Here is a 24476-nt window from a genome sequence, read left to right as displayed (position 1 = left end):
GGGCGCCCTGTTTTTTATCTCGCGTATTGCTGATGCAGGGTTTATGTCAGTTCAGCTTCTGCCAACTGACATAGCTCATGCAGTACTTTAACATAAGCGTGTGCCAGCCCTTCAATGGTCTCCCGACGGTGAATGGCATTGCTGAAAGACCAGTGGAAGCTGATCTGTCCCTGATTCACAAAACAGTCGATCCCCAGCAAGGCAGAGCGATGGGCTTTCGGGCTGTGTAGCGGTCCGATGGCGTCATCGCTTATCACCATCTTGGGCGATGCATTGCCCTGACTGACAAACTGACCAAGATAGTTAAACTCTATCTGCGGCTTAGGCAAGTGTTGCAGCTCCTCAGCCTGATCACTGGCGTATTTCAGTACCCCGTAGCCCATCCCTTTGTTCGGCACTGCATCCAGCTGCGACTGAATGCTTTGCAGGGCGCTCACCAGATCCGCATGCTGGTCAAGCTGCAATACCACTGGGTAGATTTTAGTAAACCAACCCAGAGTGCGGCTGATGTCGACACTGTCCACGCCGGGCAGTTCATCCCGTCCGTGGCCTTCAAGGTTCACGGCAAGGTGATCGGCGCCATGCCACTGGGCCATTACCCGATGCAAAGCAGTCAGTAACAGTGCATTGATCTGGGTTGAAAACGCCTGTGGAATGGTCCGCAATAACGTGTCGGTGCGGGTTTCATCCAGCGCAACTGAGACCACTTCGGCACACGCTTCGGTGTTGTCCTGCACAGCAAAATCCTGAGGCAGGGCCGGCACTTTGTCGAAGGGCAGGCTGCGCCAGTAATTCAGCTCATCTCGGTACACACCGGCATGTTCTGCCAGGTGATGACCCCACTCAATGTACGACAAGGTCGTGGGCAGCAATGTCTCGGCTTGTGGCTCGGCACTTTCAATCAGCTGATACAGGTCCTCAAAAATGGCGCGCCAGCCCATCATATCGATCGCCAGATGGTGCATTATAAACACCAGCTTTTGAGGTCGGTGCTGGCCACAATCGAATAATAAGACTTTGCTGTTCGGCCCCAGTTGCAGATCCAGGCTGGCCTGAGCATCTCCGGCAATGAGCTGGAGCTGCTCTGCCATCAGGCTGTCGTCATGCTGGCTTAAATCATGATACTCAAGCACCAGACCTGTGCTTGTCTGGTCTATCCTTTGTTGCCATCGTCCTTCCTGACGATCAAAGCGCAGGCGGAAGATCTCATGGTGCTTGTCCAGCTGGGTAACTACCTCAGCAATAAAGTCTGGCGACTGAGGCTGTAACAAAGTGAAGGCAAAAGCCTGATTCCAGTGGTGTTGCTCGGCAAATCCTTGCTCGAAGAAACGTGCCTGAATAGGCACCAGCGGGCCAGACAGGCGGGCTTCAACCGGCGCCTGTTCACAGCCGATGAGTGCCGTGCAGCAGGCTGCCACCTGGCTCAGGGTTTGCTGCGCCAACAGATCCTTAACTTGCAGGCGCCAGCCGTCGCGTTTCAGACGGGCACCGAGCTGAATGGCAATCAGTGAATCGCCACCCAAAGAGAAGTAGTTATCGGTAAGCGAAATTTGCGTTGTTTCCAGGCTCAGTAACTCGGCCAATGCCACTACCAGTGCGTGTTCTGCCTCACTTTGCGGTGCGACGCGCTGTGCTTCACCTGTTTTTATCAGGTTGAGCTCGGGCAGCTTCTTACGGTCTACCTTAAGACTTGGCAGACGCGGCAGCGCCGTGAGCTGCTGATATACGCCAGGTCTGTGGGTTTGCGGTAAATGGGCCTCTGCATGGGCTCTGAGTGCGCTTTGCAGATCATCATCTGTGTCTTCGCGCGCCACCCAGTAGGCGACCAGTACGGGTTTGTTGTTTTGTGTGGCCAGTGGTTTGACTGCTACACACAGCTCTTTTACGCCAGCCAGTGTTGCCAGCTGGTTTTCAATCTCTTCAGGCTCCAGACGCACCCCGTTCAGCTTCACCTGATGGTCGCGGCGTCCTGCATAAAGGTATTCACCCTGTTGATCCCGCCAGACCAAATCACCACTGCGATAGTAGCGCTGGCCGTTCAGGGTAACAAAGGCGCGGCGGGTTAACTCGCTGTCGTTGCAGTAGCCCTGTGCTAGTTTGAGCCCGCTGAGCAGCAGTTCGCCAGTGACGCCATCGGGAACCGGATTGAGGTTGTGATCGACCACCACGGCGGCGATTGGTCCGGCCGGGTTGCCTATTTTGACTGCTTGTTCAGGGCCAAAGGTTCGCGGCGCACGCCAGAACAGACTGTCGACACAACATTCGGTCGGGCCATACAGGTTAATTAGCTCGCTGCCGGGCAGAGCCTGATAAAATGCCGTGACGGTTGACGCCTTGAGGGCTTCACCGCCGGCTTTGACATATCTCAGGCTATCCAGGGTGGCAAACTCGGGCTGTTGCAACAAAATGTCCAGCATACTGGGGACCAGGTGCAACTGACTGATATGGTTATCTCTGAGCAGGGCTATGAGTCGGTCCGGTTCATTGTGCACGTCGGCCGGGGCCAGATACAAACTGCTGCCACAGGCCATAAAGGGCAACAAGGCATTGATTGAGGCGTCGAACACCACAGGTGTGATCAACAAACAGCTATCCTGAGGCTGCAAGTCAAATTCACTGACATGCCAGCGAATATGCTCAGCCAGGGCCCTGTGGGTGATCTCAACCCCTTTAGGCTGACCCGTTGACCCCGAAGTAAAGAGTATATAGGCCAACGCACTGGGCCCGGGTAACTCGCACGCCGGGTGAATTGTGCTGGCAAGGGCCGCAGGCGTGTCGATGTAGCACTGTGGCACGCTGAGTGCCTGGCAGCTGTCCAGTAAGGACTCTTCACAGATCAGGATTTTAGCCTTGACCTTATTGGCGATGTACTCGATACGTTCCGCCGGAAAACTCGGGTCTACAGGCACATAGACACCACCGGCATACCAGATGGCCAGCAGTGCGCGCATTAAGTCCACCGAACGAGGTAGCGCCAGAACTACGGCATCGCCTGGACAACAACCCTGCGCAATCAGGCCGTGTGCCAGCGCTTTTGCACTGGCTTCCAGTTCAGTAAAGCTGACATTCTGTGTACCATCGGTCAGGGCCGTTGCCTGTGCTCTGAGCGCAACCTGCTGGCTGAACTCATCCAGCAAGGTGGCGTTTTGTGCAGCGTGCATGGGGGCAGCGCAGACCAATGCCGTTTCAGACAGTTGCAGCGGCTGGTGTGCGTCTTCAACCAGTCGGTTCAGGTTGGCGCACAGGCTGTCGAGCAATGTCTGGATCCCTGCACGGTTGTACCTGGCTGTTTTATAGCCCAGGTTAAGGCTGAACGTGTCGCCCGGGCAAACGCTCAGGGTCAGGCCAAAGGCGGTATTTTCTCTCGCGTGTAAATCACAGATAGCCAGACCGTCACCGCGCATCATGTCTTCGTCAACCGGGTAGTTTTCAAACACCAGTATGCTCTCGTACAGGTCGTCTTCGGCGTCAATCTGTGCCCATTTCTTGATCTCCTGAGCAGAGCTGAATTGCCAGCTCATCAGGGCGCTTTGACAGTCGCTGATCTGCTGAACCAGTTCGCTACCCGTTTGTTTAGGCTGACAGTCCACTATCATAGGCAGGGTATTGATAAACAGGCCTGTCATATCCAACACGCCGGTCATGTCGGTGGGGCGGCCAGAAACCGTTACCCCAAAGACCACCTGATTGCTATGACATACTGCGCTGAGAGTCAGTGCCCAGGCAGCCTGTACCAGGTTGTTTAATGTGGTGCCTTGTTGCTCTGCATGCTCACGCAGCCTGGTAAACTGCTCATCGCTCAGCGTCTCGCTCAGCATAGCGAAACTCTGCGTTTCATCTGGTGTAGGTGGCGCCAGCAATAATTTACGCTGCTCAGGCAAGGCTGCTAAATAGGCTTGCCAGAACTGCTGCTGAGCCTGTTGATCTCGTCCGGCAACCAAATCAACATACTCGCGATAAGGCGTCAGGGAGCGCATTTGGGTGCCCGGCTTTAATGCCGCAGACAGCTGTTGCAACAGATTGGCCTGAGACCAGCCATCGAGGATGATATGGTGATAGGTCCAGCAAAACAGGGTGCGTTGCTCGCTTAGGCGGATAAGTTGCAGGCGAAATTGCCCTGGCTGTGCCAGGTTGAATTCCTGGTAGCGGCTGTTCGTGAGTGCCTGATCTATTTGTTCAGCCTGTTGCACTGAGCCGGTGAGATCGAGGTGCTCTAGCGGTGGGGCCATTTGCGTATGGACCACCTGAGCGTGCTCGCCTGAAGATAAAAAGTGGAAACTGGTACGCAAAATCGGGTTGTGGTCTATCAGAGTTTGCCACGCACCAACAAAGGCTTCCTCATCCAGCGTCTCGGTAAAGGTCCAGTAAAGCTGGCAAATGTACACGCCCTTGCCCGGATCAGCCAGAGTATCAAACGCAATACCTTGCTGCACCGGCGTCAGCGGATAAACATCGTCGACGTTATTCAGTGTCAGTTGCTGCTCGGTCAGGGCCTGTGTCAGTTCACCCATGGCTTCCTGGTTAAGTCGGTTGGCTGAGAAGTCGCTCGGCCACAGGTGCGCGTCATCGCTGCTTTGCGGTGTTTCTAATGTCTGCCACAGAGTATTTGCCAGTGAATTCAAAGGACCCGCCAGCAAATCCGGGTTAACGATTAAGCGGCTGTGTAGCTGTCCCTGATCAAGCCAGAAAATCACTTCCAGTAAATAAGGACGGTTATTTTCCGGTGCCGCGTTGTCACCCAGCGGCAGGTGATGTAACGGTGCGCTCAGCAGCGCGTCTGGCGTATCCTCGGCGCTAAAATCACCGAGGAAATTAAAGCTTAGCCAGGCTTTTGGCAGTGTACTTAATTGCTCGCGCAGGGCCGAATCAAAACTTAAGTAGCGCGCCAGATTGTAGCTTAACCCCTGCTCAGGCACGGCGCGTAGCTGTTCTTTGATACAGCCTACCAGATCCGTTTGCTGTGCTTTACCCTGAAGCAGAACCGGATAAATGCTGGTAAACCAACCTGCTGTGGCCGAAACATCCAGCTGTTCGTCATAACTGTGGCGGCCATGGCTTTCTAAGTCCAGAACCAGCGCGTCTGTGTCCAACAATCCGGTCAGTGACTGATACAGCCGGGCAATCAGGTATTCCTCCAGTGTACACCGCATGCGCTGACATGCATTATGCAATGCCTGAGTTGCCGCGCAGCTCAGGGTGTGTTTCACGGTGGTGGCATCACCATACAGGTTCTCTTCATAGTTGCTTTGCAAGGCGTCATCGACCCCGCTGATGTGCCATTTGGGTGACAACCAGTAGGCGGTGATCTCACTGACGACTTCCGGTTTTTGAGCCTGCTCAACCAGGTGCTCAGCCCACTGCCGGTAACCGGATTGTGGAGCGGTTAGTTTGGTGTCTGGGTTTGCCAGTGCATCTGCCAGATCTTTCATCAGCAGACGCCAGGAAACACCGTCAATTAATAAGTGGTGGCACGCCACCAGCAGGTATTGTTGCGGTTGTTCATTGTGCGTTGCGCAGATGCGGGCAAAGACCAGGTTACAACCTTGCCAGGGGTTGACCATTTGGTGCACCTGATTAGCAAATTCATGCAATACCTGAGTCCGGGTTTCTTCATCCTGCCAGTGTAGCTCAGCATCAATTACCTGATAGAGCGGCGCGTGGTTTTGCTGCTTGTCATACAGCCACTGCATTTGCTGACCCTGTTGCTCATTAAAGCGGGTATGGAACAGGTCGTAAACCTCAGCCAGTCTGGCCACCGCGGCATTCAACTCGCTTTGCCCGATACTCAAATCCAGCGCAAAGATGGCACTTTGGTCCCAGCCTGCCGGGGTGGTAAATTGCTGGGCAAAAAACCATTGCTGGATTGGCGTCAGCGGCACCTGTCCGTAATTTTGTACCGCGTGGTTGTGGCTGGTGACAAGCTGATCGCTTAATGGCGCCAGAGCCGCCAGCGTTGGGTTGCTCATAAATTGTTTGGCAGTGAGTTTAATGCCCTGTTTGGCAGCTGCGGCAACCACTTCCAGCGCCGAGATCGAATCACCACCGAGTGTGAAGAAGTTGTCTGTGTCACTGAAGTCGTTGCGCTTTAGCACTCTGGCCCAGATAGTGCGCAGCGGACTGAGGGCATCAGGTACTGCTTTGCTATGGTGTGTCGTCATGGCATTCGGTGCTGGACGCGCCAGTTTGTCTTGCAACTGTTGTAGCAGGGCTTTTTTGTCGGCTTTGCCGTTACTGGTGAGCGGAAAGTCATTCACCGCATGCAAATACGCTGGGATCATATAAGCAGGTAAACGGCCCTGAACCTTAGCCTTGAAAGCCGCTTCGTCGATATTGGCATCGGCGGTAGCTGCCATTTTCAGGCAGGCAACAATGCAGGGGTCGCCTGCATCTCGTTGCCACACCATAGCTTCACAGGCTTCGACCTGTGGCAAAGCGGAAAACGCCGCCTCAATCTCACCCAGCTCGATACGAAAACCCCGGATCTTCACCTGATTGTCTTTACGTCCGCGATAGACCAGCTCGCCACTGGGGTGCCATTTGGCAACGTCGCCACTGCGGTAAAGGCGTTGTTCGCGCCCATCCAGCTGTTTCGTCACAAAACGCTCCGCGTTAAGCTCTGGCCGGTGTAAATAGCCCAGCGTAACGCCGTCACCACCAACAAACATTTCACCGTATACCCCCAGCGGTTGCGGTTCGCCTTGTTCGTTCAGTACCCAGATAGACAGGTCATCGAATTGACGACCGATCACATTACCCACGCCTGAGGTTAAGTCTGCGGCTGTGATCTCCCGATAGGTGTTATGAACTGTGGTTTCTGTGATGCCATACATATTGATCAGGCGGTGCTGTCGCTCGGGGTAACGCTCAAACCACGGTTGTAGCTGCATGATATCCAGCTTTTCACCGGCAAAAATCACATAGCGCAGTGCGTCATACCGGAACTGATTATGACTCAGATGTGCGCGCATCAGCGCCAGAAACGCCGTGGGTGTCTGGCTTAATATAGTGACCTGCTGATCGTGAATAAAGCGGTCAAACTGCTCTGGTGCACGACACACCCATTGTGGCACCAGGGCAATGCGGCCACCATATAACAGCGCTCCCCACATTTCCCAAACCGATACATCAAATCCGTAGGAGTGGAACAGGCTGAACACATCCTGCTCGCTGAAGTGATAATTTTGTTCATTGGACTTGAGCAGGCGCACCACGTTCCTATGATTGACCATCACGCCTTTGGGGCGCCCGGTTGAGCCAGAAGTAAAGATCACATAACAGGGTAGTTCGGAGTCACGCCGCGCCAGTATCTCTGCCCGATCATAGTCAGCGGCTTCACCGTTTTGCAGCTCACTCAGTGCCAGCCAGGGCGCGCCACTGGCGGCGACTATCTCGCTGGGTGTCTGATCAACAATAAAGGCGGCAACACTGACGTCCTCCAGTATGGTGGCGATCCTGTCTTGTGGTACATGGGTATCGAGCGGGATATAGGCCGCACCTAATTTAAGCACCGCGATGATGGAGGCGATTAAATCCAGTGAGCGCTCGACGTTAATGGCAACAAAGTCTCCGGCAGAAATATTCAATGCCAGTAAAGACGCAGACACTTGCTCAGCACGCAGATTGAGTTCGCGATAGCTCAATGCTTCGCCCTCATAATTGACGGCAATGCGGTCACCAAAACGCGCCGCTGTCTGTTCAAAAGCCGTCGCCAAGTCGGTCACCGGGTAACGGGTTTGCGCCGCGCTGAAGCGGGCAATCTGCGCCTGCTCCTGAGGCGCCACCACAGATACCTCGGCCAGTGCGCTATGCTCCAACAGCTGAGTCATGACGCTCTGCAGATTGGCGCCAAAGCGCGCTATGGTGCCGCGTTCAAAGCGTTGTGTGTTGTATTCAATGGCCAGCCCCAGTCCCTGCTCATCTTCAACCAGGGTAAAGGTGGCGTCAAATTTAGCGCTATGCATGTCCAGCGGTAATGCTCGGAACACGCTGCCCTGTTGCTCGGTATTGGCTTCAATGCCATGCATCTGGCTGTCGAATACCACTCGTACTAAGGGGGTTTCGCCCTCGACACGTTCAACGCCCAGTGCATCGACAATACGGTCAAAGGGGGCGTGCTGGTATTGTATGGCAGATGTAAAGCGCTGACTGATCTGTGCCAGCAGTTGCGCGGTGTTGTCTGCCTCATCCAGGTCGATTACGAAGGGCAACATGTTGACAAAAAAACCTATCTGCGACTGGCTTTGTGGTACCTGACGGTTTGCGAACGGTGTACCAATAATGACTTTGTCACTGTTGTTGTAGCGCCCCAGTAACAAGGCCATAGCAGCCAGGCCGAACTGATAAGGCGTGGTGCTGTATTGTTTACAGCAGGTGTTGATTGCCTCACTGAGCTTGCTATCTAAGCTCAGTCGGAAGATTTCTCCCTGATTGAGATTCTCGCCGCTCTCTTCATAGTCGTAGGGTAATACAGAGTGCTTTGGCTCGCTGCCGATTAAAGTTTGCCAGTATGAAACGGCGTCATTCACCGCGCTTTGGTTGCTGTCATGGCGCTCCCAGTAGGCAAGATCTTTCACCTGCAAAGGTAAAGTGGCTAACGTTACCTGGGTCGCCCGACAATGGCTTTCATATAGCTCAGCCAGTTCCTGTTGTAGTATCCGTACCGACCAGCCGTCAGCAATAATATGGTGAAAGTTAAATAACAGTATCTGACGTTCTTCGGCGCAATTTAGCAGGGTAACCCGAAACAGCGGAAGCTGGCTCAGATCAAACGGTGTCCGTGCCAGGTGACGCAGTGTCAGGGTGAGCTCATCGTCACTGTGTGTTCGGCAATCCTGCTCTTCAATGGCGACTGTAAAGGGGCTTAACACGTGCTGCACTGGCCGACCTGCCAGACGTTTAAACACAGTACGCAGGCTACAGTGACGCACGACCAAATCGCTCAATGCGGCGCTGAAGGCGGTTTTATCGAAGCTGCCGTGGATTTCTAAAGCAAAGGGGATGTTATAGCCCGGATCCTGGCTTTGCAGTTGGTTGATAACCCATAATCTTTCCTGCGCATAACTGAGAGGATAGCAGTCTTGGCTATCAAAATGGACTGACAGCGCCTGGCTGCTTTGCTGTGCTTCCTCTGAGGCAATGGCGGTTAAAAAGTCACCCAGTTTAGGGTTGGCAAACAAGGTTGCAACCGGGACCGAAAGTTCGAGTGCCTGATTAATTTGATGCAATAAACGCATAGCCAGGATGGACTGACCGCCGAGTGCAAAGAAGTCGCTATTGCGGTCGGCCTGTGGCACGCCCAATAGCTGCTGCCAATGAGAGACCACGATGTTTTCCCAGTCATCAAACGGACGTTCGTCAAGCAGAACAGAATCGCCGCTTGCCTTTACTTGCGGCTCTGTCAGCGCCCGATAGTCGAGCTTACCATTGGCAGTCAACGGCAGCTCTGAAAGGCATTCATATACCCCGGGCTGCGCATAGGCCGGGAGTTCACCTGCCAGCTCTGCGGTGACCTGTGACAGGTTGATGTCAGTGTTGGGTTCGGCGACCAGATAAGCCGCCAGATACAATTCGCCCTGACGGTCATTAAACGCGCGTACCGCAGCATTGGCTACGTTCGGGCAATTACGCAAACAGGCCTCAACTTCTGCCGGCTCGACCCGGAATCCACGGATTTTGAGCTGATTGTCCAGCCTGCCGCCAAATTCCAGATTACCGTCTGGCAGATAACGCACCCGGTCGCCACTGGCGTACAGACGTTCAGTGCCGACCACTGGCAGCGTCAGTTCAGTAAACTTCTCGGCATTGAGTTGCGCACTGTCTAGATACCCTGAGGTTAGTCCCATACCGGCAATATACAGCTGGCCCCAGCTGCCGTCAGCCACGACCTGTAATTGCTCATCCAGTACGTACAAACGCGTATTATTCAGCGCCTTACCCAGGGGGGCATGGGCGGTGTGATAACGGGTTGCCGTAAAGTCGCCATGATTGGCCGGGCAATAGCTGCTGACATAGAAGGTTGATTCCGTGGGTCCGTAGCCATTCACAATCTGTAGTGGTTGATGACAGGCATCCAGCACCGCGTGCATCAGTTTGAGGTCACCAGCCTGGCCTCCGGTTAACAGGGTTTGCAGACCCTCAAATACCTCTGGGCATTGACGTGCCAACTCATGGAACAAGGCCGTCGTCAGGAACATATGGCTGATCCCGCGTGCACTGATGTACTGGCGCAGCGCATCCGGCGCCATTGCCGCTTCGCGTGGCACCACGGTCAGTTCACCACCGTGTAGCCAGGCACCCCAGAGTTCAAACAGGGCGGCATCAAAGGAGATATTCGCTATTTGTGAGATCACCGACTGACAGCTCAGTTCGGTATAGCTATTGTTACAAACCGTACGCAGTATGGCGCCATGAGAGACAGGCACTGCCTTTGGCAAACCGGTTGACCCTGAGGTAAACAAAATACACAGCGGATCCGCTAAGGTGCGCTCACACTCTGGCAAAGTAACGTCTTCAGGTGCTGGGGTCTCATTCAAATTCAGACACGGACAGGCAAGTTCAGCATCCAGTACCTCCTTTACATCACTCAGTAACACTTTTGCGTCACTGGCTTTTAACAGGTGTTTGATACGTGACAGAGGATAATCCACAGAAACGGGTACATACACCGCACCTAAGCGTACTGTGGCCAAAATAGCGATAAGTCCCTCGCTGCCCTGCTGATAACACAGCGCGACTTTATCGCCTGCGACTATGCCTTGCTGGTGCAACTGCTGTGCTACCTGCTCTGCTTGCTGCTGTAGTGAGTCATAATCCAGGCTTTGCTTGTCGCAGCTTAGGGCGGTGCGCTCACCGTGAAGCTGCACCTGCTCACGAAAGTAACTATAAATATTCCTGGTCTTTGGCAGCGCCACTTCAGTGTTATTGCGCTCGCACAGGATCTCGGTGCGCTTTTGCTCAGATACGCAGTTTAGTTTGCCTACGCGCTTGCTGCTGTCCTTCACCAGATCTTCGCACAGAGTGAGCCAGTTATCGATAAAGTCGTCGGCATAGACTGAGTCCATCGCTTTAAGTGCGTACTCAAAGCACAGTTCAATCCGGTCATTGCTGGCCAGTACATTCATAGTCAGCGGGAATTTTGCTTGCTGTGCATCCACGGCAAACGGTGCCATATCGAGTCCGGGCAACTGAATGTCAGGCTGAGCCTGCACCCAGGAAAACAATACCTGCACCAGGTCGCGTTTAGCGCCGGTCGCTGCGCCTTCGCTGCTTTGCAGGATATGATGATAGGGCAGTTCGGCGTGCTCCAGTACACTCAGACAGTGCTCTTTTACCTGCCCGGCCAGCGCAGTGAAGCTTTGCTGCGGGTCAACTTCGGCCAGCAGCGGCAAGGTATTAATGAAAAAACCAAGCGTATATTGTTGTGCTTCTTTGCGCTCCGACGCAGGCAGGCCAATGACAAACCGTGACTGGCGGCTGTAATGCCATAAAAGAACCTGAAAACTGGCCAGATACAGCATGTTTTCAGACACTTGTAAGCGCACTGCCAGTTGTTTCATGGCTGTGCTCAGCGAGGTCGGGATTTCGCGGCGCACTGTGCCAGCCCTATCACCTGCATCCACCACCCCAGCGACAGGGAATGCCAGTGCTTGTGCTTCATTTAAGTAGTCGTGCCAGAAGGTTTGCTGTCTTGCACAGGCCGGACTTTGCAGCCATGCGTGCTGCATTCTGGCATAGTCGCTGTAACGACCTGCCTGCGGCCAGTGGGTTGTTTGCAGATCGGGTTGCTGCCACAGCTCGGTGAGTTCGCGTAAAAATAAGGCGCCAGAGCTGGCATCTGCAACGATATGGTGAAACACCAGCGCCAGCACATGATCCTCGTTGCCCAACTCAATAAGCGCACAGCGTAATAGTGGTGGCTGAGACAGATCGAAGCAGGTCGTCAGTAATTGCGACTGATACACATCAGCAGCAGCTTTCAGTCTTTGGGTTTCATCATCGTACTCAGTTACGCACAAATGCTCGACTTGCAGTTTTGGTGGAGTAACCAGATGGGTGGTTAGCTCACCTTCTTCTATACGAAAAGCGGTATGCAAGATCTCATGACGAGCCGCAACCTGGTTCAGACAGGCGGTGAGTTTCTCGCTGTCCAGTGCGCCCTGAATGCGCAATGCAATTGGAATATTATAGCGGGCGTGTGCGCCCTCGTGTTGCTCGACAAACCATAAGCGCTCGGCACTGAGTGACGGCCGGGCAAAGCGCTGAGTGTCAGTGGTGGGCGCGGACCAGCTGCTGGTTTCCCCCTGGCCGGGTTGCGCCAGTAGCAGCGTGGTTTGCTGAGCTATGCTGGTGGCCTGATAAAAGTCTTTAATGCCGGCCACACTATTGAGTGCCTGACAAGCCTGACGATGCGCCTGGCTTAGTTGCAGCGAGTCAACTCCGAGTTCAAACAGATTGGCATCAAGTGCGACGGGGTGACCCAGCAGCGCCTGCCAGATTGCCTGTATGGTGTGCTCTTGCTCGCTTCCTGCTCTGTCGGTAATCATTGGCTGAGACACCTCAGCCTGTACGGATTCGCTCAGGCGTTGCTTATCAATTTTGCCGCTGACATTGAGTGGTAATACTTCTCGCTCGCTCCAGCGGGTTGGCACCATGTAATAGGGGAGTCGCTCAGCCAGATAAGATTGCAGTGTTTGTGCGCTTATTTCGCAATCGGGCTCGGCCACATAACAGGCATGCAGGTAAGTTTTCCCGGACTGTTGCAGCGCCAGAATACACGACTGCCTGACCTGAGGATGGAGCGTGAGATGCTGGGCGATTTCCTCGGGCTCAATGCGAAAACCGCGTACTTTAACCTGCTGATCAATACGACCGGCAATTTCCAGCTCACCGTTGGGCAGCAAGCGAGCTTTGTCACCCGTTCTGTAGTAGCGCAGGGTGGGCTCATCCGGATGTTCCATAAAAGCGTTGGCTGTGGCTTCGGGCTGGCCAATATACCCCAGTGCCAGGCCCGCTGCGCTGACACACAGCTCGCCCCAGCACATGTCGGGTACTTGTCTGCCCAAAGGCGTGAGGATCTGCACCTGCATCCCCGCGATGGGCTTACCAATATTATTGCTGTGTAACGCTTCGGGCTTTGCCAGCTGCGCCGAGGTGATGACTTTGGCCGACACGCATACGGTACATTCAGTCGGGCCGTAGGCGTTAACAAATCTCAGATGCTGAGGCCACAGTTGGAGCAGTTTTTTCGGACAGGCTTCACCTGCACTGACCAAGGTTTTCAGTTGTGGAACCTGGCAGGGCTGTAACAGCTGGATCAGGCTCGGCGGCAAAGTCACTGAAGTGATAGCCAGATCGTTGAGTAGTCCTAACAGCGTCTGATGAGAGAAGGTGTCGGCTTGTTTAGCCATGACCAGGGTCGCACCGGCAGCAAGCGTTACCACGATTTCCGAAATAGCGGCATCAAAGGACAAAGAAGCAAACTGTAACACCCTGTCGTCAGGGGAGACGTTGAATAACGTTTGCTGGGCGCGGGCCAGCGGCATCAGTCCTGCATGGCTGACCAGTACGCCTTTGGGTTTACCTGAGGTGCCCGAAGTGAAGATCACATAGGCAGCAGCTGTGGCATCGAGTTCCTCTATTGATGTGGTCAGCGCTTGTTGCGGTGCGCTCAGTTGTGCGGGCAGCAAAGTGCGACAAGGTACATCTACATTGGTTTCCTGACTGAGTAGCAACAAGGTCAACCCAGGCTGATCCAGGCATGCCAGCAGTCGTTCTTTCGGCCAGGCGATGTCGCAATGTAAAGACACGGCCTCCAGGCGCCACAGGGCTAAAATCGTGACCAGGCTGTCGAGAGATTTATCGAGACAGACGGCAACCCGCATGCCCTTGCAAACCCCTTGTTCGCTGAGTTGGGCGGCGCGCCGTTCCAGTGCCTGCATCAGTTCAGCGTAGCTCAGTGCAGTGTGCTCATCTTCAGCTGCGCACAACGTCCCTTGCTGCTGTGTCAGCTGGTGGAGGTGTTGCAAAATATGCGTGTGTGGCTGTTCGGGTAAAGAGACAAATCCCCTGTCAGATGTTAGAAGGTTCGCAATGGTTTGCGGCTGGGTTGGGGTCAGTGTTGTCAGGGCGCAGCTAAACAATTCGGCCAGATGGGCCAGCTCCTGCTGATCGAAGTAATTCGCCCGGCCAATCAGCTTAGTGTGCAGTGCATCATTCACTTCAAACAAAGTCAGTTCCAAATCAACCTGAGCAATCGCACTGTCTTGCGCGTCACTCAAACACAGCCCGTGACATTGCGCCTGGCCGTTTGCGAGGCTTAACGGGGTGGATTGTACGCCCGATAGCAATCCCATGAGACCCGGGCGGAAGCCACGGATCTTGAGCTGTGGCAGGTAGTTACAGATCACATTATGTTTGTGCCCTTGCGGATCGGCCGCCGGTGAGCGCAATGCGGTCATGGTCTGTTGCTCCAGCTTTCTCAGCAACTCCTGAATACTGAGGCTGTCGATGGCGGTGATACTGACAGGTTGCAGGTCGACAAAATGGCCCAGATGGTAGCGGTTTTTACGGCTGCGCCTGGCTACCGGAATACTGATAGTCAGATCTGTCTGACCGCTGTGGCGATATAAGGCCAGAAACCAGCATGCCAGTAGCACGGAGAATCGGCTTACCCCATATTCGCTGGCCAACTCTGCCAGTCGCGTGTACTCATCGTTGAGGGTGTCGAACTCACCTAATCCGCTGAACTTATTTTGTGTCTGTTGCAGTCCGGTATCGCTAAAGTCCAGGGCGTGATCAGGCTGGTACAGGGGCTCATCATCGGTGCTTTGTTCACTGACCGAGGTATAATCAAGCGGCTCTGAGGTCGCATCTTTGTGTTCCAGCATGGATTCTAAAGACGCGAGGAAGTCATTCACCAATACCTGCAAAGACCATTGATCACAGATCACATGATGAAGCTTAAACAGCACCAGATATCCCGCTTCACAAGCCTTGATCCGACAGTCGTACAGTTTGCCCTCCAGGCTGATGGCGCTAGCCACCTGCGCCCGGCACCAGCCTCGCAGGTCTTCGCTTAACTCGGGATCGTAGGTGAATAGTTCACCAGGTTCATGAGCGTCTGTGCAGGTAACCAGGTTGTCGCTGCCTGCTTGCCAGCGACAATTGAGAATCGGATGGCGCAATAACAGCTGGCGTCCGGCCTCCTGCAATTGTTGACTCGTCAGGCCCTTAACCAAAAAGCCCGTGTATACGTTATACACTGGGCTTAGCGGATGCAGCTGTTGATCTTGGAGTAAATGAACTTGTCTAGGTGAGAGCTCGATAACCAGGTTGGTTTGTTGATTACGCGTATTCACTGGGACTTCCTGTTATTTTATTCGTTATTTTAAACACTGCAAAGGCGCGCCCGGGACAATCCCGGGGGCCGGATAAAGCTTGGGTAACACAGCTCAGGCACGACAGCTGAAGCCGCCGTCTACATATAAGGTACTGCCTGTGCTCCAGCGGTTTTGCTGTAATAAGTACAGCACTGCATCGCTGATATCCCCGGGTTGGCCAAAGCCGAGCGGGTGTTTGCTCTCGATTGCACTGATGGCCTCTGCGGCGACTTCGGCATAACCGTTATTGAGCGGGGTTTTGATCATCCCGGCGGCGATACAATTGACCAGCACTTGATCTTTTGCCAGTTCCAGTGCGGCACTACGACATAGCGCAGCCATCGCAGCTTTACTCGCGGCATAGCCAGACACGGCTGGCTCTGCCTGAGACTGGCTCACCGAAGACAGCAACACCACAGAGGTCGGGGCACCGGCTGCGCGTACTTTTTTACGGGTAAAAGCCCGTAGTAATGCCAGGGCACCGCCGGTATTGATGCGAAACATGCGCTCAAAGTCGGCGTAGCAGGTGGAACGCAACGGCGTCATCTGATGCACGCCGGCGCATTGCACCGCGCCCTGAAAAGGGCCATGGGCTGTGGCGTTGGCAATGATGTGCTCGGTCAGGCTATCTGGTTCGTTAAGATCGACCTGCGCAACCTGGTGTTCCCCGGGTAAGGTGCCGCGGATCTGTTCCAGTAGTGCCAGATTGCGCCCCAATAACAGCAGGCTGTAGCCGTTGTTGCTCAACCGCTGACAAATATCCTGGCCCAGCTCTGAGCTGGCACCACAGACAACAACCCGGGCAGAGTTGACTGCCTGATTGTCGTTACCTTGCTTAAACTCCATGATTAACTCCTTGCAAAGTGTCTTGATTAAGGCGCTGGCCCGTTTGTGCAATGACCGCGGAAATATCGTGGTCGATTTGCGCACATACCTCGGCGCTGTGCTCTTCAAGGTAAAAGTGCTGCCCCGCATATTGGTGGCTGCACAGGGAAAAGTGAGAAAAGTCCTGCCAGGGGGGCAGCTCTGTCGTGTTCACGATTTCATCATCAGTGGCGCTGAAGACACTGAGGGCACAAGCGAGCGGACTGGGCTTGCGCAGTGGTGCACATTCAGCGAGATAAAAGTCGTCGCGTACCTGCGCCAGCAGACGTTGCCGGACTTCAGGGTGGGAGAGTCTCTGGGCTGGGAACTGTTGCAAACGCTGCAGCTGCTCGGCCAGCGGCTCATCCGCCAGTGTGTGGACCTGGGTTCGGCTGGGCAGTGAGGGTGCCCGGCAGGCGGACACGCCCAGCCACAGTGGCAAAGGTTGGCCCGACTTTTGAAGTGCCAGAGCCAGCTCAAAAGCGACTCTGGCCCCCAGACTGTGTCCGAAAAAAGCAAACGGAGTCTGGCATTGGCCTATCTCTCTAAGCAACTGCGCTGTCAGTTCTGACCAGTCACGACAGCCTGCCATCGCCAGTTTGTCGCCACGACCGGGCAAGTCAGGACAAATTACCTGCCAGTGAGCGGGCAGTAACTGCGACCAGGCACGAAAATAGCGTCCCGACCCGCCGGCATGGTGAAAGCAAAACAAGGTGAACGGTTTTACAACATCGCTCATAGCTTAATATCCATTGCCGGACGCAACGCCAGGGTCTGGCCGTTTTGCCAGCCCGGATCACTGGCCTGACGCCAGATCTCGGCCAGCACTTGCTCGCGCAGCATGACCGCAGGCTTAGCACCGTATACCGAATTGCGCATGGCTCGCTTTAGTGCCTTGCGTTCGGTGTCATCACTGGCGCACAGCGGCAATGCCAGGCTATTTACCCGCACAGGGTAGCCACACCATTCTTTGGCCAGGCTTTTTTGTAATGCATCTATGCCATAGCAGGTGATGCTGTCGTGGCCGTGCAGGCAACCTTGTTCCTGAACATAAGCATAGGCGCCCGACAGTAACGGGTAACACAGACTGCCTTCAAATTCTCGCAATACACCACAACAATATTTGGCGGTGAGAAACGCCGCTTCGATGTGCGCCTGACTGACCGTTGGATCGGACGCTGCAGCGCTATCTGCAACGCCGCCGATGGCATGCAGCACAACCAGACCGGTGTCAGTGTCTTTGCTTTGTGCGCTGAGTTGTTGAAACAGCACCGCGTCTGGTTCATCGGCTTGTGCCAGCGCGTCTATTGGCAGGGTTGCTAAAGCCGGAAAGTGCGCGACTATCTCAGCTGTTGGCGCGAGCAATAGTGGTGACTCGCCCTGAGCTTGCAAATAGTCGAGCAGTGCCCGGTCCCAGTCACTGTGGGCAAACGCGTAGATGACTCTGCTCATAGTAAAAACCCTCCGTCCAGTTTGATCACCTGGCCGTTGCAATATCCAGCTCGCGGTGTGGCAAGAAACAACACCCAATCTGCTACTTCTGATACGTGTCCGACCCGCCCGAGCGAGGTATGCGCAAGTACAGGCCTGGCTTTGTTTTGTGGCATGACATCGGCCATTTCAGTGGCTATCAATGCAGGCGCCAGCGCATTGCAATAAATGCCCGATTCTCCATAACGTCGCGCCAACATGCGGGTCATGCCAATCACGGCCCCCTTGGAGGCCGCGTAGTTTGCCTGGCCTTCACGTCCTGACACGCCGCTGAGCGATACCAGATTAACGATCCGTCCCTGACCTGCGCGCTGCATATGAGGCAACACGGCCTGGCACAGAGAAAATGCGCCGACAAAATTCACCTGCATTACGGCATTAAAGTCGTCCCGGCTCATGGTCTGTAACAAGTTATCCCGGGTGATACCGGCATTATTGACCAGTACATCAATACGCTGATGCTGGGCAATAATCCTGGCTACTGTTTCCTCGACGAATTCAGGGTCGTCCACTGAACCGCTGAATTGGACATAGTTTGGCTGCGCCAATTCTTCAGCCACATCTTTACTGCGGCACAGCCCGAAGACCCTGGCACCCTGCGCCAGAAAAGCCTGCGCCAGTGCCAGCCCGATCCCGCGGGACGTGCCTGTTATCAGGACCACCTTATCTTGCAATTGCAGGTCCATATCAGGCCTCCGACGACACAGGCTGACTGAAATGGATAGATACCTTGGCCCGGGCGACTTCCTCGTCGCCGACATAAGCGATGGCCTGAAAGAGCGCCATGTCCTCCAGGCGAGTCAATAATTGCGACTTAATCACCAGAATATCGCCAGGCACGACGGGACGCAGAAACTTGGCTTTGTCGATGCTCGACAACATGCCCGCGCTGTACTCGCTAAAACACAGGCCACTGATCTGTGCCATTGTCTCGATGATCAGCACACCGGGAAAGATGGGCTGGTCGGGAAAGTGGCCCTGCAAGCTTGGTTCATTGTGGCTAATAAACTTGTGCCCTTCGATGTATTCGCCCGCCTCAAGACGCACTATGCGGTCGGCAAATTTAAACGGTGCCCTGTGGGGCAAGCGTTCACTCAAAGTGTTTAGGTTGCCTGTCGGCTCAGTATTGCTCATCCGTTGTCTCCCCAGTCAAAGCTCAGATAAATAGCGATAAACAACACCACTGAGGTGCCTGCCAGTATCGTAAGTTGTGGTGCAACCTGCTGTAATCCGGCGGCTTCGTTGGCTACCAGACGGAAGGCATCCAGAAAAGCGGTGGACGGTAGCCACTGCACAAAGGCTTCAAAAACGTCCGGGAAATAACTGGTTTGGAAATAAATGCCGGACAAGAACATCAGCGGAAAATACAGCATATTGGCGATACCGGTAGAAACTTCGACCCGGGTGCTGCGAGCGCCGATCAAGACGCCTAACAGGCACAGACAGGCAGATCCACAAAACAGCACGACGGCGATATTGGCCCAGTTGCCGGGCGGTTTAAAGTCGAACATAAAGTAGAAAATGGCCAGCAACAATAACAGCTGGAAGCTCAGTAAAAACAGTCGAGCCAGCACCACGCCCATAATGTAATCCGATTTCTTAAAGGGTGATAACTTGAGACGTTTAAAAAAGCCCTGCTGGCGATCTGAGACCAGGCCATTGGAGATGGAGAACAGCGCCAGACCAAGGATCTGTAGCACGATTATCCCGGGGATCAACCAGTCGACATAGCGATAGCCGACGATGCTGAGCTGCTGGCTACTCAGGGGATTGCCCGTTAAGCCGCTTTTCAGCTGCATCAGGTAGTTGATTGCCTTATCGTTAAATTGATCAGAGTCCCCTGTGGTATAGATTTGCCCCTGATTTAAAATCAACAGGGAGTCATACTGGGCCAGCAGGTTTTGCAATGGGCCTGAAGGTTGGATCTCCTGTTGCGCATCGGCCAAAGAGGCCAGAAGCTGTTCGGTTTGCTCCTGACTAAGCGTGATCAGGTTGACCTGCAGGTCGTCTCGCATCAACTCGCGCCAGCGCTTGTCTGGTGCCTCATTGTAGGTCACTGCAACATTGATTTCCTGCAACTGGGCGCTGCCGGAAAAGGCTTTGACCATTAACAGTGCAATCAACACCGGCAATGCAAAGGTCCATAGCATAGCCGCCGGCTCGCGAAAAAAGGGTCTGACATTGAGGAGCATTAATTGCCAGAATGGGTAAAGCTTAGGGCTGATTGTGTGGCTCATGCCATGCCTCCCGAAAGGTCAAATCCGGTTAATTTTAAAAACACGTCGTTCAGGGTCGCCTTGCGTGGCTCTTTGATGACCGGCTCGGCAAAAGTGCGATGGATAATGTCCTGAGGTGAACCCGACTCGATAATGGTGCCCTTGTCGATGATCGCCAGGGTATCGCACAAAAACTCCACTTCATCCATATAATGAGAAGTCAGTATCAGGGTGACACCATCGGCTTTGAGTTTGTTGAGGATCTCCCAGAATTCCTGGCGGCTGGTGGGATCCAGTCCGGTGGTGGGCTCATCAAGAAAGATGATCTCGGGTTTGCCGACCACTGCCATCGCCAAAAAGACCCGCTGACGTTGTCCACCACTAAGCTCGCACAGCCAGTTATTGCGCTGTGGCGTAAGATTAAACTGCTCCAGCACCTCGTCGATGGCCTGATAGTCCGGGTAAAAGCTGGCGAACAATCTAACCGCTTCCACTACCTTAAGGCGCGCATACATCTCATTTTCCTGCAGCACACCGGCAATGCGACGGCGAAGTTTTTTCTCGTTACCCTGCCACGGCATGCCAAATAATTCTATGCTCCCGGCTGAGGGCTTTTTCAGGCCCTGTAACATTTCCAGTGTGGTGGATTTGCCTGCCCCGTTAGGCCCGATAAAACCAAAACATTGGCCGCGTTCCACCTCAAAGGACACGCCCGCAACGGCCGTTTTTTGTGTTCTGTCATAGACCTTTTTCAGATCTTTGACGGCAATAACCTGTTCCATCCTTAACTCCTTGGTGCCGATGCGACACTATGTAACACACAGCCATGCATTATCTGCTCGGCATTAACAGACACCACCAGCACACGGCACAATGGTGCTTCGCTTGTCTGACTGGACATCTCATCAAGCCCCTGGATCAGGGCCTTTAAACCTTGACTTGCAATGCACAAATGATTGTCGACCAACGGAGTGACGCTTTGTGCTTGCGGGCATAATTCGCTGAGCAGGTGCTGAGCATGCTGTAGCTCATGTTGGCGAGTTGCTGCAACGACCACATGGTCCACTTCCTCTAAGCTGACCATTTCGGGCAATTGCTTCCCTTGTGCTGTGGAAACGGTAAAGCACGTCACCACTTCGGCCAGCGGTTGGGTGTTTGTCGCGAGCCCGGATTCATTGACCATGACCAGTGCCGCGGCATTCGCTTGTTGGGTGTCTGCTGCATCCACCGCCTGAGCTTGCCAGATCTGTTTACTGCTGTTGCTGCTGTCTTCGCCAGCCACCACCAGTGCCCGCTCAACTCGGTCGGCGCGCAGGTCGTAAAAGGCCTGCCACAAGGCTTGTAAACCCTCGTTACCACAGTCGCTGAAGTTTGCCGCTGTACCCCGGATAGTGTGGGCAATCGCCAGGCTCCCCAAAGAGGCATTCAGCACGGTATCGGTAAACAGGGTGCTCTTGATATTGTTGGCGCCCAGCTTTGCCAGATCATCGTAGTTGCGCTCTTGTACTTCACTGCAACCCAGTGCCGTGGCGAAATAGCCGCCGCAGCGAGTCGGGTCGTTTGTTTCACGCTCTAATCCACTGGCCGCCAGTGCAAACTCGGCAGCGCCAATGGCATACTGGGACAAACAGCTCATCCGGCGTCGGTACAGTGCGGGGAAATGCGCCTTGAGACTAAAGCCGGCCTCGTCAAGCTCGGAGATTGTGGCTGTTTTATCAGCAGCTGTGCGGATCTGACTATCGATTCGGGTATGCGCCGCGATAAAAACGCGCTGCTGTGTTGCGGGTGCCTTTGGCGCGAGTGCAACCTTTCCACTGGCCAGCACTAAGCTGGTATTGTGGCCTCCAAACGCCGAGTTGGTACTGGCAAACCAGTCAACTTGTTGTTCTGCCAGGCGCTCTCGGATCAGAGCATATCCCTGACAATCTTCACGCACGTCGTTGACACCCAGAGTCGCTGGCAGACAACCATGACGTTGTGCGGCCAGTACAGAGATAAGCTCCAGTGCACCAGCGGCGCCCAGGGCATGGCCGAAATAGGATTTGGAACTCGACACCCGGGCTGTCATCGGCTGTTTACCACTGAGGGCTCTGCGGATCCCCTGTAGCTCGGCACCGTCATTAGCCGGTGTCCCGGTACCGTGGCTATTCACATAGTCAATTTGCGCGCCCGATACGTCCGCATCCGCCAGCGCCATACTGAGTGACCGAGATACGCCCCGACCTTCTGGTTCTGGTGCCGTGGCATGATAGGCATCCAGGCTGGAACCACTGCCACGTAGCTGAGCAAGTATGTTTGCTGCGCGCTGCTGTGCAGCTTCTGCCGTTTCCATCACCACAAAACCCGCGCCTTCTCCCAGGCTCAGTCCGGTATCCACGCCATAGGGCGAACAGACGCCGGCAGAGACTGAGCGCAGCGAATGAAAACCGGCATATACCAGTCTGGCCAGCGAGTCGCTGCCTCCAGCGATCACTATGTCGGCCTTGTTATCGCGTAGTAACTCGCGACCAAAGCTGATGGCGCTGCTGCTGGCGGTACACGCTGAGGTAAAACAAAACAGTGGGCCGTTCAGATTGAAATGGCGGTGCACATTGGCGGCCTGCCGATAAGCCGGATATTGTTTGATTTTTTCGTTGTCTTGCTGCGCCATCCCTTCAAGCAAAATGTCGGTACCGGAATTGGCATTACCAAAACACAGCGCAACGCGTTTATCGGCCAGTTGTTCGAGGCTTAAACCGGCATCTGCCAACGCTTGTTCTACCGCCGAAATGGCAAACAGGGTAGCAAAGTCGAACTGGTCTGAGCGTGCTTTATGGCTGGTCCTAAACTCGTTGAGCAGGGCGGCATGATGGCTTTCCAGCTGCAACTGAGCAAAATCAGCCTGGGCTCTGACGCCTGAATGTCCGGCAGCCATGCTGGCAAACAAGGTTTGGTTGTTGCCGATGGCTGATTCCAGGCCATAGCCGGTGATCACCGCCATGGCGTTGTCATTATGGTTATTGCTTTGCATGAGTTACTTCCAATAGTGAGCTAAGGGTCGTTTTTCCCATTTGATTGAGCGGAAAAGACGGTAGCAGGGCGATATTCGGCACAGGGTAATCGCGAAAGGCGTCCCTGAGTGCCTGCTCGCACGGATGCTGCTGGCTTTGGGTTTCGACAAAAGCCAGCAGCTGTCCGCCGCGTTTGTCATTGTCGTCTTCGACAAAAAACAGTTTTAATGGCGCCGTACCAAAAAACACCTGTAAGCGTTGTTTTGCCTCTTCCAGTGACAAACGTTTTCCTTTGTATTTAAAGACTTTGTCTTTGCGTCCTAGGTGACGTATGCGACCATCGCTGAGTAAGGCAATTTTATCCATCATGACGAACTCTGGGTGGTCGCTCAGCAGATAGGGTGAGCGCAATATGGCCGTACCCTCGTCATCCAGCCGCAGCCGGACTTCGGAAAATAAAGTGAAGGTAGCGATACTATCCTGGGCGATAGCCCGAAAACCGATCCCACCAGTTTCGGTACTGCCAAGGACTTCAATCCCACTTAATTGGGGGACTGTTTTCTGTAGCGTGGCAAATTCAGCTTCGCGCCGTGCGCCGAAAGGTGCGCCCGAGCTGATCACCGCGCTGCCCGGAGTCAGGTTTTCATGGGCCAGTAAATCCCAGACACTGGGGACCAGGATATTCAACATGCTGATCTCGCCACAGGGCGTGGCATCGATATATTGGGCGTCCTGATAGAAAACAGGCTTGTTTAATCGTATCGGTATCAACCAGGTCCAGATAAACCCATACATATGTTGCGGACTGATCAGCGCATTGATAAGCGCATAGCCTGAGAAATCCAGGCTCTGACAAATCCCTTCAGCTTCGGACCACATACTATGCAGTGATTTAAAAAACAAATTTGGCTTTCCGGTACTGCCTGAGGTGAGAAAGCCCACCCTGGCGTTACCTAGCCGGTGCATCAGACTGGCATCTAACCCTGTGCAATGTGGGGTAGCCGGCTCACCGTTATCGGTCCCGGCACACAATTGCTGCCAGCTCAGTCCGTCATTACCGCCAAGCACGGGAGTGCGGCCACTTAACAGCAAACTGAAGACCGTTAGCATCAGCGCAATGGCATTTTGCTGTGCAACCTGCACTTCCTCTGTTTTACTCTGACGAGCCAACTCAGGACTGAAACTGAGCACCCGATTGAGCAGCTCAACCAGCTCGGCTTCGTCATAATGGCTGCCATCGCTTGCCATAAAACGGTGCAAGTGCTGCTGCGCTACCTGTGTCTGTCCCAGTTGTGAGATGATCAGGGTGGCCAGATCGGCAACGCAATTACGTAATGTATGGCGCTGCGGATAAAGCTTGATGCAGTAGTGGCGCTCGCAATCCGCGATAAGCTGCAACATATCAATAGAGTCTAGAAACAAAGGGGCACCAAGCAGATCGGCCTGATTATCCAACTCTGCCAGTTCGCTTACTTCTATTTCCAATGAGTGCTGCATCAGCACGCGGATCTGCGCGACAACTTGCTGATGTCTCATAC

At 54.2% G+C, this 24476-nt stretch carries 10 protein-coding genes; all 10 read right to left on the bottom strand.

What is annotated here, in order from left to right; translation table 11 throughout:
- Positions 1–41: 41 nt before the first annotated feature.
- Positions 42–15356: an amino acid adenylation domain-containing protein gene (locus tag ACXAH1_RS16670; protein WP_475198208.1), complete on the bottom strand. Its 15315-nt coding sequence runs from the start codon at positions 15354–15356 to the stop codon at positions 42–44.
- Between the two features lie 93 nt (positions 15357–15449).
- Positions 15450–16223 (bottom strand): SDR family NAD(P)-dependent oxidoreductase, encoded by a 774-nt coding sequence (locus ACXAH1_RS16665; RefSeq protein ID WP_475198207.1) that lies wholly within the window; start codon positions 16221–16223, stop codon positions 15450–15452.
- Positions 16213–16980 (bottom strand): thioesterase II family protein, encoded by a 768-nt coding sequence (locus ACXAH1_RS16660; protein ID WP_475198205.1) that lies wholly within the window; start codon positions 16978–16980, stop codon positions 16213–16215. The genes ACXAH1_RS16665 and ACXAH1_RS16660 overlap by 11 nt, the downstream gene beginning before the upstream one ends.
- The gene (locus tag ACXAH1_RS16655; protein WP_475198202.1) at positions 16977–17693 is read right to left on the bottom strand and encodes a hypothetical protein; all 717 of its coding nucleotides are present in this window, start codon (positions 17691–17693) and stop codon (positions 16977–16979) included. Before ACXAH1_RS16655 ends, ACXAH1_RS16660 begins: the two co-directional genes overlap by 4 nt.
- The gene (locus tag ACXAH1_RS16650; RefSeq protein ID WP_475198199.1) at positions 17690–18418 is read right to left on the bottom strand and encodes an SDR family NAD(P)-dependent oxidoreductase; all 729 of its coding nucleotides are present in this window, start codon (positions 18416–18418) and stop codon (positions 17690–17692) included. Before ACXAH1_RS16650 ends, ACXAH1_RS16655 begins: the two co-directional genes overlap by 4 nt.
- A gap of 1 nt (position 18419) precedes the next feature.
- Positions 18420–18866, bottom strand: a complete 447-nt coding sequence (fabZ, locus tag ACXAH1_RS16645) for a 3-hydroxyacyl-ACP dehydratase FabZ (protein ID WP_475198196.1) — start codon at positions 18864–18866, stop codon at positions 18420–18422.
- The gene (locus ACXAH1_RS16640; protein ID WP_475198195.1) at positions 18863–19969 is read right to left on the bottom strand and encodes an ABC transporter permease; all 1107 of its coding nucleotides are present in this window, start codon (positions 19967–19969) and stop codon (positions 18863–18865) included. The genes fabZ and ACXAH1_RS16640 overlap by 4 nt, the downstream gene beginning before the upstream one ends.
- Complete coding sequence (locus ACXAH1_RS16635) at positions 19966–20730, bottom strand: ABC transporter ATP-binding protein (protein ID WP_054013675.1); 765 nt, start codon at positions 20728–20730, stop codon at positions 19966–19968. Before ACXAH1_RS16635 ends, ACXAH1_RS16640 begins: the two co-directional genes overlap by 4 nt.
- Before the next feature lie 2 nt (positions 20731–20732).
- Positions 20733–22958 (bottom strand): beta-ketoacyl-[acyl-carrier-protein] synthase family protein, encoded by a 2226-nt coding sequence (locus ACXAH1_RS16630; protein ID WP_475198193.1) that lies wholly within the window; start codon positions 22956–22958, stop codon positions 20733–20735.
- Complete coding sequence (locus ACXAH1_RS16625; protein WP_475198191.1) at positions 22945–24474, bottom strand: hypothetical protein; 1530 nt, start codon at positions 24472–24474, stop codon at positions 22945–22947. The genes ACXAH1_RS16630 and ACXAH1_RS16625 overlap by 14 nt, the downstream gene beginning before the upstream one ends.
- Positions 24475–24476 lie beyond the last annotated feature (2 nt).

The organism is Pseudoalteromonas sp. AWH4_217, assembly GCF_056161105.1.
This window is presented reverse-complemented; position numbering and strand designations above follow the sequence as displayed.